Raw genomic sequence first — 14526 nt, 5'->3', positions numbered from 1 at the left:
TAGCCGCGCTACCCCGCCATTCTTGCCATATTAGGCCGATAATCGGCCTCACCCCAATGGCGTAGATCGGATTGGCGAGAGGGTTTCGGCGGATTATAATGACGGGCCAGCGCCATAAGCGCGGTGCGCAACATCAGTTTTGCCGAGCGGGCTGGCCATTGCCGTTCACGCTCCACCACTTCCAGCCCCTTGGCAAAGCAGCAGACATCCAGCACCACGCCGGATAATTCCGGCCCCAAGGCCATCACCGCTTTTGTCACACGGTCTCTCGCTGCAAGCGCGCTGTCGCTGAGGTCGGTGGCTGCCGAGCGCTGGCCCTTTTGCTTTTGCGCAAGCCTTGGCTCCCATGATGCCGTGACCCGTGGCTGCAAATGTCCGCGCTCAAAATCTGAAGCCAGCCGCTCACCGGCATCAATGGCGTCACGCGGGAAATAAGCCGCCCCCGCCTTGTCGCGCAAGCGCGCCACACTTGAGAGCGGAGAATCGTCCAGATTGCGGCGAACGACGTGCTGGCTTTCGCAAGCCCGCCCCTGATGCTCCACCAGCACCGCGTCAGTCAATGCGCCATGCTGGGCGGCAAAGCGCTCTTCATCCTTCTCTGCCAGCGCTCTTTGCAAAAACGCGCTCGCCTCAGCCGTTGCCTCCAGAAAGTCGCCTTTTTGCTGCACCAGACCTTGCGAGATCGCGTGTTGCAACACCTCGCCCTGAATCCTGCCCAGCACCATGTCGTCGTCGCGGCGCAGCACATCAAACGCGCCTGCATGGGCGGGGCGGATCAGCACTGGGTTGCGGGCCAGCCGCAGCAGACGCACCATGGCCTTGGTGGTGTCCTTGGGTGGCAATGCCATTTGCTCCGTTCCGCGCTCAACCATGCGGCACCGCCTTGGCCAGCGTGCCCAACACCGCAACAACCCGCTCCAGCGAGGAGATAAACTGATCCAGCGCCTTGTTGTCGCGACGATTTTCAATCACCTGACAGGCATAGCTGACCGTGCTGCGGTCATAGCCAAAGGCGCTTGCCACTTCATGTTGCGGCAACCCCAGAACCACATGACAAAGATACATGGAAATCTGCCGGATCTGGCAACGCTGGCGACGGCAATCGCCCCGGCGCAAAACCGGCTCCTGAATGGCCCCCAACATCTCCTCTGTCACCTTGTTTACCGAGTGGCACAGGACATGATTGGTCGAGGGCATTTTTGTGAAACTATCCGCGTGTTGTTCGACCATTTTGAAACTCCCCTTTATAGGATTTTATTCATATCACGGTCAAAAATCTGGGTGAATACACGGGGAATAGAAATTAAAAATGCCGTTGATTTACAAGAGAAATTATCGATTGATTCTCAGATATACAGGATTATTTTCCACATCTGCAAGATATACACCCCTGAGAATTAAGGGGATCTGCATTCAACGGTGTGAACATAAGACAAAAAAAATACGGCCGCCCCATGAGGGGCGACCGCAAGACAGCGATATAAAGCGCTTACGTTTTATTCAGCAGGCTCAAACACCATCGAATAGCCGTTGATGCAATAACGCAGGCCGGTTGGCTTTGGCCCATCGGGAAACACGTGGCCCAGATGACCATCACAGGTCGCACATCGAATTTCTGTGCGCACCATGCCATGGGATGTATCACGATATTCTTTCACCGCATCCGGTTTGACCGGCTCGAAATAGCTCGGCCAGCCGCAGCCCGCGTCAAACTTGGTATCCGAGTAAAACAATGGCGTGTTGCAGCCCGCACAGCGGTAAAGCCCCGGCTGCACATTATCCCAATAGGGACCGGTAAACGGGCGCTCGGTGCCATGCTCACGCAAGATGCGATATTGCTCAGGCGTCAACTGCTCGCGCCATTCCTGTTCCGAGCGCTCGACTTTTTTCTCTTTCGTCTCCGTCATCCGCCATCTCCTTGATTTAAAACCTGCCATAAAGATAAGCGTTCCAGAGCGCCTTACAAGCATGCCACCCCTCCGCAACGGCCTCCAAACCCAGGATAGGGGTGTGGACAAAGTGACGATTACAAAAAAATGTCACGTTCTGCACGTGCTTTTGATGGAGCTCGCAAAACCTCATCCGTGCGACAAATGCGGCAAAAACCCAGAAAATGGGGCAGAAAAGCCACAAAATCGCCCTTAACCACTGGAACTCGACGGGTTTGATCCCTAGTTTAACGCTGATTTTAAACGTCTCGTGCCGCTTGCGCCATCGGCTCTATAAGCTATACGAAACGGGAAATTGCGCGCAATTAGAGCGCATGGCGTGATAAAATGAATGCGACCGTTATGCGGGCGCATATCAGGATGACGACAGGAGACGAGATGATCGCTGATGTCGCCGGTATGACTTTGCTGGCTTTGCTGTTGCCCTTTGCGGGCGCATTATTGGCACCGACGCTGACACACCGGCTTGGACATAAGGCGGCATGGCTTCTGGCCATCATCCCTTTCCTATCCTTCCTGAAATTTGCAAGCTTTGTGCCAGAGATTGCCGCTGGCGGTGCCGTGACCGGCGGCTATGCCTGGGTGCCGAGCCTGAACCTGAGTTTTTCATGGTTTCTGGACGGCTTGTCGCTGACCTTTGCGCTGCTGATTACCGGCATCGGCACGCTGATCATTCTCTATTCCGGCGGCTATATGAAAGGCCATCCGCAACAGGGGCGGTTTTTATCCTTCATTTTCCTCTTCATGGGGGCCATGCTGGGCGTGGTGGTGTCCGACAGCTTTCTGATGCTGTTTGTCTATTGGGAGCTGACCTCGATCACCTCCTTCCTGCTGATCGGCTTTGACAGCGACCGAGCGGCCTCGCGCCGCGCCGCCCTGCAAGCGCTGGTGGTCACAGGTGGCGGCGGTTTGGCGCTGCTGGCGGGTGTGATCCTGCTTTGGAATATTTCCGGCGTCACCCAGCTTTCCATGCTGGTGCACAGCGAAAATCTGGTCAAAGCAAGCCCGTTCTATCTCGTGACACTGCTGTTGATTTTGGGCGGTGCCTTTACCAAATCGGCGCAATTTCCCTTTCACGTGTGGTTGCCAAACGCCATGGAGGCCCCCACCCCGGTGTCGGCCTATCTGCATTCGGCCACCATGGTCAAAGCCGGTGTCTATCTGCTGATGCGCCTGCAACCGGTGCTGGGCGGAACGCCCGCATGGGAAATCCTCCTGCCGTTTTTTGGCGGTGTCACGCTGATTGTCGGCTCGGTGATCGCGGTGCGCCAGACCGACCTCAAGCAAATGCTGGCCTATACCACCGTTGCCTCGCTGGGTCTGATGGTGATGCTGACCGGCTTTGGCTCTCCCCATGCCATCACCGCAGCCGTGCTCTATCTGATCGCCCATTCGCTGTTCAAGGGCGGGCTGTTCATGGTGGCGGGTCTCATTGATCACGAGGCAGGCACCCGCGAGGTCACCAAGCTGGGTGGTCTGGCAAAGCCCATGCCCATCACCTTTGCTGCCGCCCTTTTGGGTGGATTGTCCATGGCGGGCCTGCCGCCTTTTGTTGGCTTTCTGGCGAAAGAAGAGATTTATGCCTCGCTTGCCAGCGGCAATCTTCGCGCCATCCTGTTCACAACCGTGGCCGTTGTTGGCAATGCATTGATGATGGTCACCGGCTTGACGCTCGCCTTCAAGCCGTTTTTGGGCCAAAAGTCCGAAGCCGCCACCAAAGCCCATGAAGGCCCCGCCCTGTTGTGGCTGGGACCATTGACCCTTGGGGTGCTGGCGGTTTTGGCAGGCGTTTTCTCAAGCACGTTTCACGCTCTCTTTTCCACTCCGATGGTCAGTGCGGTTGCGGGCGAAGCCCGCAGCGTGGAGATCAGTGTGGTGCCCCATATTGGCATTCCACTGGGCCTATCGCTGCTGACCATTGCCATGGGTGTTGCGCTGTTTTGGCAACTCACAGCGTTTCGTGCGCTGCTGGCGAGGCTTTTGGATGCCATGGGGCCGGGGCCGGATCGCGGCTTTGATGTTCTGATGACGGCACTGGTGCGCTTTGCCTATCGCTTCACCAATATCATTCACGGCGGGCGGCTGGATGTTTATGTGACGGTCACCCTGATCATCACGGCTTGCGCCTTCCTGATCCCAATGGTGGTGTTTGGCGAATTGCCAGCCATGCCCGCGCTTCCAGACAAAATCGCGCTGCACGAAGCGGCCTTCCTGCTGATTGCGGTGGCCGGTCTGTTTGCCGTGCTGAAATCGGAAAACCGATTGACGGCAATCGTCTCTCTGGGCATTCAGGGCTTTGCCATTTCGGTGATTTTCCTGCTGTTTGGCGCGCCTGATCTGTCCTTTACCCAGTTTATGATCGAAACCCTCTCGGTGGTCATTCTGGCGCTGGTGATGACGCGGTTGAAACTGCACCCCAGCGATCACCGCCCCCTGCCGCAGGTGCTGCTGGATGGCACGGTGGCGGTGGTGACAGGTGTCGGGCTCACACTGATGCTGCTCAAGGTCACCGAGCGCCCGCTGGATCAGACCCTGACCGAATTTTTCAACAGCTATTCCAAAGTCATCGCGCACGGCTCCAACGTCGTCAACGTCATCATTGTTGACTTCCGCGGCGTGGATACCATGGGTGAAATCTCGGTGGTCATGATCACGGGTCTTGCCATTCTGGCGCTGATCCGCATTCGCGCGCCCAAGCGCGCCCCCGCTGCTATCACCAAACCGCAAGAGATCAGATCTGAGGGAGGCGACGCATGAACACCCTGATTTTACGCACCGTCACCCCGTTCGTTACCGCCCTGATGCTGCTGTTTTCGCTGTTTGTGCTGCTGCGCGGCCACAATGAACCCGGCGGCGGCTTTATTGGTGGTTTGATCGCGGCCTCCGCCTTCTCCATTTATGGCATTGCCTTTGGTGTGCAGGCCGTGCGCCGGGCGTTGCGGGCGCATCCGCTCTCCATTGCCGGGGCTGGCCTTTTGGTCGCCTGCCTGTCGGGCTTTGTGTCGGCCTTTGCCGGTGTGCCCTTTATGACCGGCTTGTGGATCTATCCGCATATTCTGGGCGTGGAAGTGCCGCTGGCCACGGTGATCAGCTTTGACATTGGCGTCTATCTGGTGGTCGTGGGGGCGATTACCTCAATTGCGCTATCGCTGGCCGAAAGGGATCATGACTGATGGAAGCGATTTTTTCGATTGTCGTTGGCCTGTTTGCCACCACCGCCTTTTACCTGATCATGTCGCGCCATATCGTGCGCGTGCTGCTGGGCATTGTCATCCTTGGCAATGCGGTCAATCTGGCGCTGTTTACCGCAGGCCGCCTGACCCGCGAGGTGCCACCCATCATGCTGGCTGGACAAGAAACCCTGCCCATGACCGCCGCCAACCCGCTGCCGCAGGCGCTGATTCTGACTGCCATCGTTATCTCGTTTTCCTTTTTTGCCTTTTTGCTGGTGCTGGCCTATCGCGCCTATCAGGATCTCGACACGGATGACACAGATGAGATGCGGCTGGCCGAGCCAAAAAATCCGCCATTGCCGCCGCTGGGCTATTAATCCGCACCCGGCCCATACGATGAAACGCGAATAGCTTGAAGAAAGACGACAGGACAGCATGGCCGCATCAAACATAGACGCCACAGCCCTTGCCGCAGCTTTGGTCAGCGAACCAACAACATGGGCGCAATGGCTGCCAATTCTGCCCGTTGCACTGTGCCTTTCTGTGGGTGCCGGATTGATGATGATGCGCGAGCACACCCGCCGCCATCCTTATGTAGCGCTGCCTGCCCTTGCTCTGCTGGTGCTGATTGATGCCGTCTTGCTCTATCATGTCGCCGTGCATGGTCCGCTGACCGTGATGATGGGCCGCTGGCTGCCGCCGTTTGGCATTGCCTTCACGGTGGATTTGACCGGCGCACTCTTTGCCCTGTCATCGGCCATTGTGGCCTTGGCGGGCGGCATATATGCCTTGGGCGACATCAATACCTCCGGTCGCCGCTATGGGTTTTTTCCGTTTTTGCTGGTGTTGATGGCCGGTGTCAGCGGTGCATTTCTGACCGGCGACCTCTTCAATCTCTATGTCTGGTTTGAAGTCTTGCTGATCTCGTCGTTCGGCATGTTGATCCTGGGGTCGGAGCGCGAACAGATCGATGGCGCGTTGAAATATGCGGTGCTGAACCTGATTGCCACCACGCTGTTTCTGATCACCGTCGGTCTGGTTTATTCCAGCTTCGGCACGCTCAACCTGGCCGACCTTGCCCGCAAGGCCAATGACCTGCGCGACACGGCACCATTGATGACGCTGGCGACGCTGTTTACCCTGGCCTTTGCCATGAAGGCCGCCGCCTTTCCGGTGAATTTCTGGCTGCCCGCCTCCTACCATACGCCACGCATTGTCGTTTCCGCCCTGTTTGGCGCGCTGCTCACCAAGGTGGGTATCTATAGTTTGATCCGTGTGGTGGTGATGCTGCTGCCGGTGGAGCGCGAACAGTTGAGCCTGATCTTGAGCATTGCCGCCTGCGCCACCATGGTGATTGGCGCGCTCGGGGCCATTGCGCAGGCCGATAGCCGCCGATTGATGGGCTTTATCGTTATCTCCGGCATCGGCTATATGCTGGCCGGTATTGCGATAGGCGGAGTGGCGGGCGTCAGCGCTGCCATTTTCTATGCCTTGCATTCGATGTTGCTGATGGCTGCCCTTTACTTTGTCATCGGCCTTGCCGGGCGCATGAGCGGCACATTTTCCCTGCACGGACTGGCGGGGATTTATCGCGCCAATCCAGCCTTTTCCTTTCTGTCTCTGGCGCTGTTTTTTGCAGCCAGCGGCCTGCCGCCATTTTCCGGCTTCTGGCCCAAGGCCATGTTGCTGAAAGCATCGCTCGATATTGGCGGATGGTGGATGGCTTTCAGCATTTTGCTGGCGGGCTTTCTCACCACCATCGCCATGGCGCGTGTGTTTGTGCTGGCCTATTGGCGGCCTGAACCCACGGGCGAAAGCTTTGAGAAACAACTGACATTGCCGCGCCTGGCTGTGGCCCCCATTGTGGCACTCACCGCCCTGATTGTCTGGTTCGGCCTGTTTCCCGAACCCTTGATCCACCTGTCGCAAGACGCCGCCGACGGCTTGCTTGACCCAACCGCCTACATCACCTCAGTGTTTTCCAGGGAGCCGCAGCCATGAGATTGCTGATTGTCAATTTGCTCATGGGCGTGATGTGGGTAGCGGTCAGCGGCAGTGCCACGGTGCACAACCTGCTGTTTGGCTTTTGTCTGTCGGTTATCATCGTCTGGCTGCTGCGCGAGCAGGTCAATAGTGCCAATTACCTCGTGCGCATGGTGCGGATCTTCTCGCTGTTTGGCCTATTCCTGGTAGAGCTGGCCAAATCCGCATGGAAAGTCACCGTGCTGGTTCTGTCACCAAAACTCCATGTGCAGCCGGGTATTTTTGCCTATCCGCTGAAGGTCACCAGCGATATCGAGATTACCCTGCTGGCCAATCTGATCACACTCACACCGGGCACACTGTCGGTGGATGTGTCAGAAGATCGCAAGACACTTTATGTACACGCCCTCGATTGCAGCGATCCCGAAGGGGCAAGGCGCGATATTGCTGACGGATTTGAGCGTAAAATTCTGGAGGTGTTTCAATGACCCCGGCGCAAACATTGATTCATTACTCTGGCAACGCCGGTTTGTTTCTTCTGGCCATCGCCTTTTTGCTGACGGTGTATCGCGTCATGCGTGGCCCCACCCTGCCCGATCGCGTGCTGGCGCTGGATATGCTGGTTGCCATTGTGATCGGCTTTATTGCCGTGTTTGCGATTCGCTCCGGCTATAATCTCTATATCGATATTGCCATTTCACTGGGCCTGGTGGGCTTTTTGACCACGGTTGCTTTCGCCCGCTACATCATGCTGCGCGGCAAGATCGGTGATTCGGAGGAAACAGAGCCGGCAATACGTGCGGCGGCCGAACAATTAGCTGTGGAAAAGGGAAAAAAAACATCCCACGAGGAGCGGGCAAATATTAGATCCGACCTGTCCCAAAAGGAGACAAAGTAATGGAACTCGCGCTGGCAATTTTCATTTCAGTTCTTATCCTTGCAGGGTCATTATTCTCGGTTATTGCTGCAATCGGCATCAATCGCCTGCCGGACCTCTACACCCGCATGCATGCCGCATCCAAAGCTGGCACAGTCGGCTCCGGTCTTTTATTACTCGCTGTGGGCCTTTATTCGGGTGAACTCACTGTATTCGCAAGGGCTGTGGCGGGTTTTTTCTTCTTCATCCTGACAGCACCTGTGTCTGCGCACCTGCTGGCCAAGGCCGCCCACCACGTTGGCTATCCGCTGGCGGCCGCCACCGTGCTGGATGAAATGAGCAATGACGAGACAAATTCCAAGAATGCTATGGTTAACAAAACGTGAACAGTCACGCTTGTTAAGTATCTCAAGAGCAGAGCCTGCATCATATTCTGCACGATATACATTTCTACTCACTTATAGAAATCTATAAATCGGAACTGGACTTTTTTATCGATCTTGATAATCCAATAACCGAGCTATTTAATTTCACACTGGATATTCGTCATGAATATTCGCTCCGGCAAAATTTGAGCAAGACTTTTTAATCGTGCACAAACATCCCGGTCCCATGCGTGAAGAGCTTATTGATCTCGGCTGTGCCCGCCTGTGGCACCTGAGGTTTTGAGAACACACCGGGATCCAAATGGATTTATGGTAGAAATAGCGTAAGGCGACGATAAAAAGCCGGTTTTACTGGCACAACGAATGATCAGCGGTGGTGGCAAACGATCCGCAGATAAGTAGATGACAGGAGAAAGAAATGACTGAAGGCGTATTTGGGTCGTCTGAGAACGATCTACTTGTAGAACTGACGGCAGAAATTGTTGCTGCCTATGTGACAAACCATGTTGTGCCAATTGGGGACATCTCGCATCTGATCTCGGACGTTCACGGCGCGCTGGCCAACACATCGTCGCCTGCCCCGGTGGTGTCGGTGGTTGAAAAGCAAAAGCCAGCCGTGGCTGTGCGCAAGTCTATTCAAGGCGACCAGATTATCTGCCTTGAATGCGGCGGCTCGTTCAAATCGCTCAAGCGCCACCTGATGACGCATCACGCCATCAGCCCTGAAGAATACCGCGAAAAGTGGGATCTGCCTGCTGATTACCCAATGGTTGCGCCCGCTTATGCCGAAGCCCGTTCGCGTCTGGCCAAGGAAATGGGCCTCGGTCAGCGCCGCCGTCGCGCCAAGTAAGGTTTCAGGCAGCTCGGCTTTTCACGCATGATTATGGTGTTCGAACCAGAGCCTTACTGCATAATTCTTTAAACCGTTACCGGTTTAAAGAGAAAATTACACATCAGAACTAAAGAGCTTCAGCGCCGTGCGCCATATATGGCGCACGGCGCTGTAGCCTCTCTGGTTTGCGCAACCTGACAGCAGCGATTGCCCTATGTGGCCAGCAAAACACACTCTAGCCCCCTGTCAGGCTCAAACTGAACCATAGTACACGACATAAACGCCTTTATGTGCCGTTTACCCCCCTCTGGCTTGCCAGCGTTCGTTGCTGCAATCGATTCACTGGATCGATTACTCCGCTTCGCGGACCGCTCCTCACCCCGCCTCAAGGAGGGAGATCGGATAGGCGTTCCCGCTCGTTTCTCACAATGAACTCGTGATTTCCGACACATAGGACGTATGCTGTTGAGCAATAGGGTTGCTTTTTGTCGATCTCCCTCCTTGCGGGGGAGATGCCCGGCAGGACAGAGGGGGGTGAGCTATCCGGTAAAACCTATGCGTCGTGTACTGTGAGATTGAACCAGACAGACTCTCGATTCCCTTGTTTTCGTTTGTCTGATCAGTAAAACCGGTGACCACTTTTCCCTGACAAACTCTACTGCGTAATTCCTTAAATCGGAATCGATTTAAGGAATTACGCTGCAGTTTTAGAGTGTTACAGCATCTTTTGTGCGCCATATATGGCGCACGGTGCTGTAAGAAATTATTCATTAGAATACGTCGTTCAGTTTGTGCTTTTGAATGATTTTTGGTGAGAACTCCCACACCCGTACGGAATGCGACAGACTCCCTCCCCCTTGTGGGGAGGGTTGGTGAGGGGTTCTTCACGCGCTAAAAACGTTTGTGTCGTGCTGTGTGAAACCGGCATCCAGCTTTGCCGTAAACCTGCAAAAATACAGTGCATTTTAGCAAATATCAGCAGCTTTTGCTGACCATGGATTTTCACTTTTCGTAGAAGAATTTCAATTATTAGAACATTATTGATTGCAAACGTGTACCCCCTATTTGCATCAACCTTGAGGTTCACAATTTCGCATCACGACCCCATGATGCCCCCCTCAAGAATGCCCTCATCACTACCCCTATTGCCCGCCTTATGGCGGGCTTTTTTTATACCTGTTGCCGGTCCTGGCTTGCGCTGTATTGATTGCTTGATGTGTGATGCTGGCGCCAGGCGCTGGGGCTTTGGCCGGTGACGCGCAAAAACTCGCGATTAAAATTGGATTTGGTCATGAAGCCGGATTCAAACACAATGGTGGTGATCTGCTGGTCGGTGTCGGCCAAAAGTCGGCAGGCGGCAGAGACCCGGTAATTGTTGACATATTGCGAGACACTGATGCCATGCACCCGATTGACCGCATTGGACACCGACCGAACCGGCAGGCCCAGCCGCCGCGCCAGCTTGCTCAGGTTGAGCTCCACATCTTTATAGAGTTCTTTATCACGCATCAGTGCATCAAGTGCCTGCGCAATGCGGGCATCGTCCTCGGTGGCGCTGCGCTCACCTGCGGTGTCGCTGTCCGGCTTGGCGGCTTTCTCACCGGCACCGCTATTTTTCCCGTCATCATCATTATCGCGGGCCGATCCGGCCTCAGCAAGGGTTGCCGCAAAGCCGAGCAGCATCAAAATCACCGTCATGAAGGCGGAGACCACCATGGGCACGTGCCGCCCATCGCCCAAGCTGAAATCAAGACTGATGAAAATATCGCTCAAGGAGGATGCAATCAGCGAGGCCGCCATCAATTGCAACGAGCGATAGGAGCGCAAGGCCCCATCCAATCTTGAAGCGCTCAAGCCATCCGGTCCGTGCCGCGCCAGCCAAAACAGCGCCACCCCATAACCCATGAAAATCAGAATGAGGGCCGCATCAATCGGCGCGCCCCACAGCACGTTCAAAACCAGCAACAGCAAAACCGGCAGGGCATGGGGCCAGTCCCTCACGCTATAGCCTGCCGCCTGCTGGGTCAGGCTGCGAAAGGCCAGAAAGCTGAGCGGCGGAATGCTGGCGGCTAGCACCGACATCAGCGGCATCAACCCCACCATGCCATAGCCCCAGCGCAAGCCGACAACAACAGACTGCACCGTCATCACGGCCAGAAGCACCATAAACGGGCGCGCCGCTGCGCGCCCACCGGCATCGTCACGCGCCATGCGGATGAAGAAACTGCTGAGAAACAGGGCTACAACAAAAGAGACTGGAACAAAAATCATGGCCGCACGGAAATCAAAACGATGAAAGAGGATAGGTTTATGCCCCGGATCGCGATTGGCGGCGACCTGTAACGTGTTACAGGTCGCAGATTGCGACGAAATTCGCAAATGCTCCTTCATCACAACCCGTTGGAGCCAATCCTGATGAAAAAGCGCACTGTTGTTCTTGGCATTTTTGCCGCTCTTGTCACCCTCTCGGCCGTGGATGGGGCCGTCTCTCGCTGGGGCCGGGGCGAAACCATAAGCCCGCCGCTCGATCTGTCCGGCGTTTCCAAATTGCGCGTCAATGGCTCTGCGAGCCAGATCAGCATCTCCACCCAAAAGGACAAACCGTTTTCCGCGCAACTGATTGGCCGACGCGATGGCTGGGGCGCGCTGTGGCACTCTGGCTGGGCAGCGCGCGATTGCCCGCAAAATGGCACCATGCAGGTGGAGGGCGACACGCTGGTGGTGGAAACCTCTGCCCTGTCGCGCTTTTTCGACTGGTCCGATTGCACCATTGAGCTTTCCGCCAATATGCGCCCCGGCTCGGCGGTGATCATCCGCCAGCAGGCCGCCCGCATGACCCTGTCGGGCGATTATTCCACCGTGCAGGTCAATGCCGATGCCGGTGACTTTGCGCTCACAGGTCATGCTGATACGCTGGATGTATCGGGGGCAGCGCTGCGCGCCAGTGCTATTTTTGAAACGGTGATGCACAGCGAGGCGATCAGCTTTTCCGGCAAGATGATGGATGTCACTTTACGCTTTCTGGTACCAACTCAGATCAGCTATGTCGTGGAAGCCACAGCCTCGTTTATTGATAGCAGCCTGCCCAACACGCCGGGTGCAAAGCCCGCCGTCACCATTCGCGGCGAAATGGTGCGGGCGACAATTAAATAGAGCTTTTTTAAATAGAGTTATCAATCCGCAACTCCATGGCCGCCAGATCCAGCCAGCGGCCAAATTTGGTGCCGACTTCGCGGTGAATACCCACCAAACGAAAACCCAGCTTTTCATGCAATGCAATGGAGGCCACATTCCCGGCCTCGATTGCGGCAATCATCACATGAACATTGCCCGCTTTGGCGCGCTCAATCAAAGCCTGCATCAATATTTTCCCAAGGCCCGCCCCCCGGCAGTCCTTATCAACATAGACTGAATGCTCCACCGTGTGGCGATAGCCATCAAAGGCCCGCCAATCACCATAGGAGGCATAGCCCGCCACCTTGCCATCCACCTCGGCAACCAGCACCGGAAAGCCACGGGCACGGCGCTGCTCCAGCCAAATGCTGCGGTTGGCAACATCAATCAGCACATCATTCCAGATCGCGGTGGTATGCTCAACAGCATGGTTGTAGATATCGCAAATAGCGGCAAGGTCGCCGTCATGGGCATCGCGAACAACAGGAGAAGATGTCATGAAAAATCCATTTCTAGAGTTTGTCATTTTTAGAGTTTTTCAGGGAAAAGTGTGAACCGGTTTTCCTGAAAAGACAAACGAAAACAAAGCAATCAAGAATCTGTCTGGTTCAATCTCACCCGGATAGGCTCTCGCAAGATTACAGGCTGATCGCAGTGACCACCGCCGAATAATGCACGGCTGCGGCCACCACGACAAAACCATGCCAGATGGCATTTTGGAAGCGTAACTTCTCCCAAATGTGAAAGATAACCCCTGCCGAATAGAGCACGCCGCCAATCACAATCAGATCCATGGTCACCGCAGGCAGACGCGCCGAGAGCGGCTGAAACGCCAAAAGCCCGCTCCAGCCCATGGCCAGATAGAGCAAAATCGCCAGGCGATCATAGCGCCCCGGATAGCGGCATTTGAGAAAGACGCCCAAAATCGCCGTTGCCCAGATGCCAACCAGCAGCAGCACAATCCATGGATCATCCGAGCCGCGCTGCAAAAATGGCGTATAGGTGGCGGCAATCAGCACAAAAATCGCCGAATGGTCGAGCCTGCGCAGGTAGGATTTGAACCTCGATCGCGGCCACATATTATAGGTGAAGGAGCAGCCCATCACCAAAATCAGGCCAATGCCATAGATCCAGCTGGCAGCGATGGCCCCAAAGCTGGTGAAGACGGTGGCATAGAAGATCAGCGCAGTCACGCCAATCAGCGCAAAAACAACGCCGACGCCATGGACAACGCCATCGGCAATCAACTCCGGCACATCATATTTTCGTCCAAAGCGAAATTCATCGCTCATGCTGTTTGCCATCCATGTTTTTGCGCATATCGCGATAGATAAGCCTCGTTGACTCTCAATGTTTGAGTCTCTGGGTTTGAGTCTGGGGCCGAGCGCGTCTTCGATTTTTAAACGTTGCTGATGACAATCATCAGCAACGAAGACAATCTGAAGGCAAAAGCACACATTGCCAATGGGTCAGGCCATTTATTTCGCGTTGCATCATGTCATGCGCGACAGAACTTCGTCCTTTTTGATCAGACGATGCCAGGCGACAGCCGCCAGATGCAGCCCCAAAATGGCGAAAAAGGCATAGGCACCATATTCATGTATTGTTGAGGCCAAACGTCCCAAAGCGCGATCGGCCGGCATCAGATTTGGCCATTGAAACAGCCAGAACCATGGAAGAGAGCGCCCGGCAGAGGCGGAGGTGATATAGCCGCTCAAGGGCATCAGCACCATCAGCGCATAAAGCACCATATGCGCCGCATGCGCGCCGATCCGCACCGGCGTGGAAGGCGTTGCCTGCCACTTGGGCTCGCCATAGACGGCCCGAAGCGGAATGCGCAAAACAATCAGCACCATTGCTGTCATGCCCAGTGATTTGTGGATTTCGAGCAAAAATTGCCGCTCAGGCGAGCCTCGGGTCAAATAGGAGCAATAAAGACCCAATCCCAAGGCGCAAATGATGATCAAGGCCATGGTCCAATGCATGATTCGTTGCGAACGTCGGTATCGGTAAGCGGTTTGGGCATGGTTGAGCGTCACGGGGGATCTCCGAAAAAGACTAGAAATATCTTCACATTAGGACCACATTGTCGCAAAAAATTGAAATAAACCAAATGTGAGAAGCGCGTAACGGCTGGGCTATGGCTTTGATC

General features: G+C 55.3%; 16 protein-coding genes. 9 read left to right on the top strand and 7 right to left on the bottom strand.

Annotated features, from left to right (window positions below):
• Positions 1-8: 8 nt before the first annotated feature.
• The 3 genes from E6C51_RS17835 to msrB form a co-directional block, all read right to left on the bottom strand.
• Positions 9-872, bottom strand: a complete 864-nt coding sequence (locus tag E6C51_RS17835) for a DUF6456 domain-containing protein (protein WP_230987427.1) — start codon at positions 870-872, stop codon at positions 9-11.
• Entirely contained in the window at positions 865-1230 is a 366-nt protein-coding gene (locus tag E6C51_RS17830) for a helix-turn-helix domain-containing protein (RefSeq protein WP_146937023.1), read from the bottom strand. The genes E6C51_RS17835 and E6C51_RS17830 overlap by 8 nt, the downstream gene beginning before the upstream one ends.
• Positions 1231-1496: 266 nt before the next feature.
• Positions 1497-1907, bottom strand: coding sequence for a peptide-methionine (R)-S-oxide reductase MsrB (msrB, locus tag E6C51_RS17825; protein ID WP_146937025.1), 411 nt, complete (start codon positions 1905-1907; stop codon positions 1497-1499).
• Positions 1908-2327: 420 nt separating this feature from the next.
• Between msrB and E6C51_RS17820 the strand changes: the two genes are divergently transcribed.
• The 8 genes from E6C51_RS17820 (at position 2328) to E6C51_RS17785 (ending at position 9218) form a co-directional block, all read left to right on the top strand.
• The gene (locus E6C51_RS17820) at positions 2328-4706 is read left to right on the top strand and encodes a putative monovalent cation/H+ antiporter subunit A (protein ID WP_190236981.1); all 2379 of its coding nucleotides are present in this window, start codon (positions 2328-2330) and stop codon (positions 4704-4706) included.
• Complete coding sequence (locus tag E6C51_RS17815) at positions 4703-5122, top strand: Na+/H+ antiporter subunit B (RefSeq protein WP_146937029.1); 420 nt, start codon at positions 4703-4705, stop codon at positions 5120-5122. Before E6C51_RS17820 ends, E6C51_RS17815 begins: the two co-directional genes overlap by 4 nt.
• Positions 5122-5499, top strand: coding sequence for a Na+/H+ antiporter subunit C (locus E6C51_RS17810; RefSeq protein WP_146937031.1), 378 nt, complete (start codon positions 5122-5124; stop codon positions 5497-5499). Before E6C51_RS17815 ends, E6C51_RS17810 begins: the two co-directional genes overlap by 1 nt.
• A gap of 58 nt (positions 5500-5557) precedes the next feature.
• Complete coding sequence (locus tag E6C51_RS17805) at positions 5558-7123, top strand: Na+/H+ antiporter subunit D (protein ID WP_190236980.1); 1566 nt, start codon at positions 5558-5560, stop codon at positions 7121-7123.
• The gene (locus E6C51_RS17800; RefSeq protein WP_190236979.1) at positions 7120-7593 is read left to right on the top strand and encodes a Na+/H+ antiporter subunit E; all 474 of its coding nucleotides are present in this window, start codon (positions 7120-7122) and stop codon (positions 7591-7593) included. The genes E6C51_RS17805 and E6C51_RS17800 overlap by 4 nt, the downstream gene beginning before the upstream one ends.
• Positions 7590-8003: a cation:proton antiporter gene (locus tag E6C51_RS17795; protein ID WP_190236978.1), complete on the top strand. Its 414-nt coding sequence runs from the start codon at positions 7590-7592 to the stop codon at positions 8001-8003. Before E6C51_RS17800 ends, E6C51_RS17795 begins: the two co-directional genes overlap by 4 nt.
• Positions 8003-8368 carry a monovalent cation/H(+) antiporter subunit G gene (mnhG, locus tag E6C51_RS17790; protein WP_146937040.1) on the top strand — a complete coding sequence of 122 codons (366 nt, stop codon included), beginning with the start codon at positions 8003-8005 and terminating at the stop codon, positions 8366-8368. Before E6C51_RS17795 ends, mnhG begins: the two co-directional genes overlap by 1 nt.
• Positions 8369-8786: 418 nt before the next feature.
• Entirely contained in the window at positions 8787-9218 is a 432-nt protein-coding gene (locus E6C51_RS17785) for a MucR family transcriptional regulator (RefSeq protein WP_146937041.1), read from the top strand.
• Positions 9219-10370: 1152 nt separating this feature from the next.
• Here E6C51_RS17785 and E6C51_RS17780 read toward each other — a convergent pair.
• Positions 10371-11591 carry a helix-turn-helix domain-containing protein gene (locus E6C51_RS17780; protein ID WP_230987424.1) on the bottom strand — a complete coding sequence of 407 codons (1221 nt, stop codon included), beginning with the start codon at positions 11589-11591 and terminating at the stop codon, positions 10371-10373.
• A 24-nt stretch (positions 11592-11615) separates the two neighbouring features.
• Between E6C51_RS17780 and E6C51_RS17775 the strand changes: the two genes are divergently transcribed.
• A complete protein-coding gene (locus E6C51_RS17775) occupies positions 11616-12353 on the top strand; it encodes a hypothetical protein (protein WP_190236977.1) in 738 nt (245 codons plus the stop codon).
• Positions 12354-12360: 7 nt separating this feature from the next.
• Here the strand turns inward: E6C51_RS17775 and E6C51_RS17770 are convergent, their stop codons facing one another.
• From E6C51_RS17770 to E6C51_RS17760, 3 genes are all read right to left on the bottom strand, one after another.
• A complete protein-coding gene (locus tag E6C51_RS17770; RefSeq protein ID WP_190236976.1) occupies positions 12361-12873 on the bottom strand; it encodes a GNAT family N-acetyltransferase in 513 nt (170 codons plus the stop codon).
• A 139-nt stretch (positions 12874-13012) separates the two neighbouring features.
• Positions 13013-13666, bottom strand: coding sequence for a PAQR family membrane homeostasis protein TrhA (gene trhA / locus E6C51_RS17765; protein WP_146936598.1), 654 nt, complete (start codon positions 13664-13666; stop codon positions 13013-13015).
• A 201-nt stretch (positions 13667-13867) separates the two neighbouring features.
• A complete protein-coding gene (locus E6C51_RS17760; RefSeq protein WP_230987422.1) occupies positions 13868-14413 on the bottom strand; it encodes a cytochrome b in 546 nt (181 codons plus the stop codon).
• Positions 14414-14526: the final 113 nt, after the last annotated feature.

The organism is Gillisella terrae (assembly GCF_004801395.1).
GTDB classification, from domain to species: Bacteria; Pseudomonadota; Alphaproteobacteria; order Rhizobiales; family Rhizobiaceae; genus Allorhizobium; species Allorhizobium terrae.
This window is presented reverse-complemented; position numbering and strand designations above follow the sequence as displayed.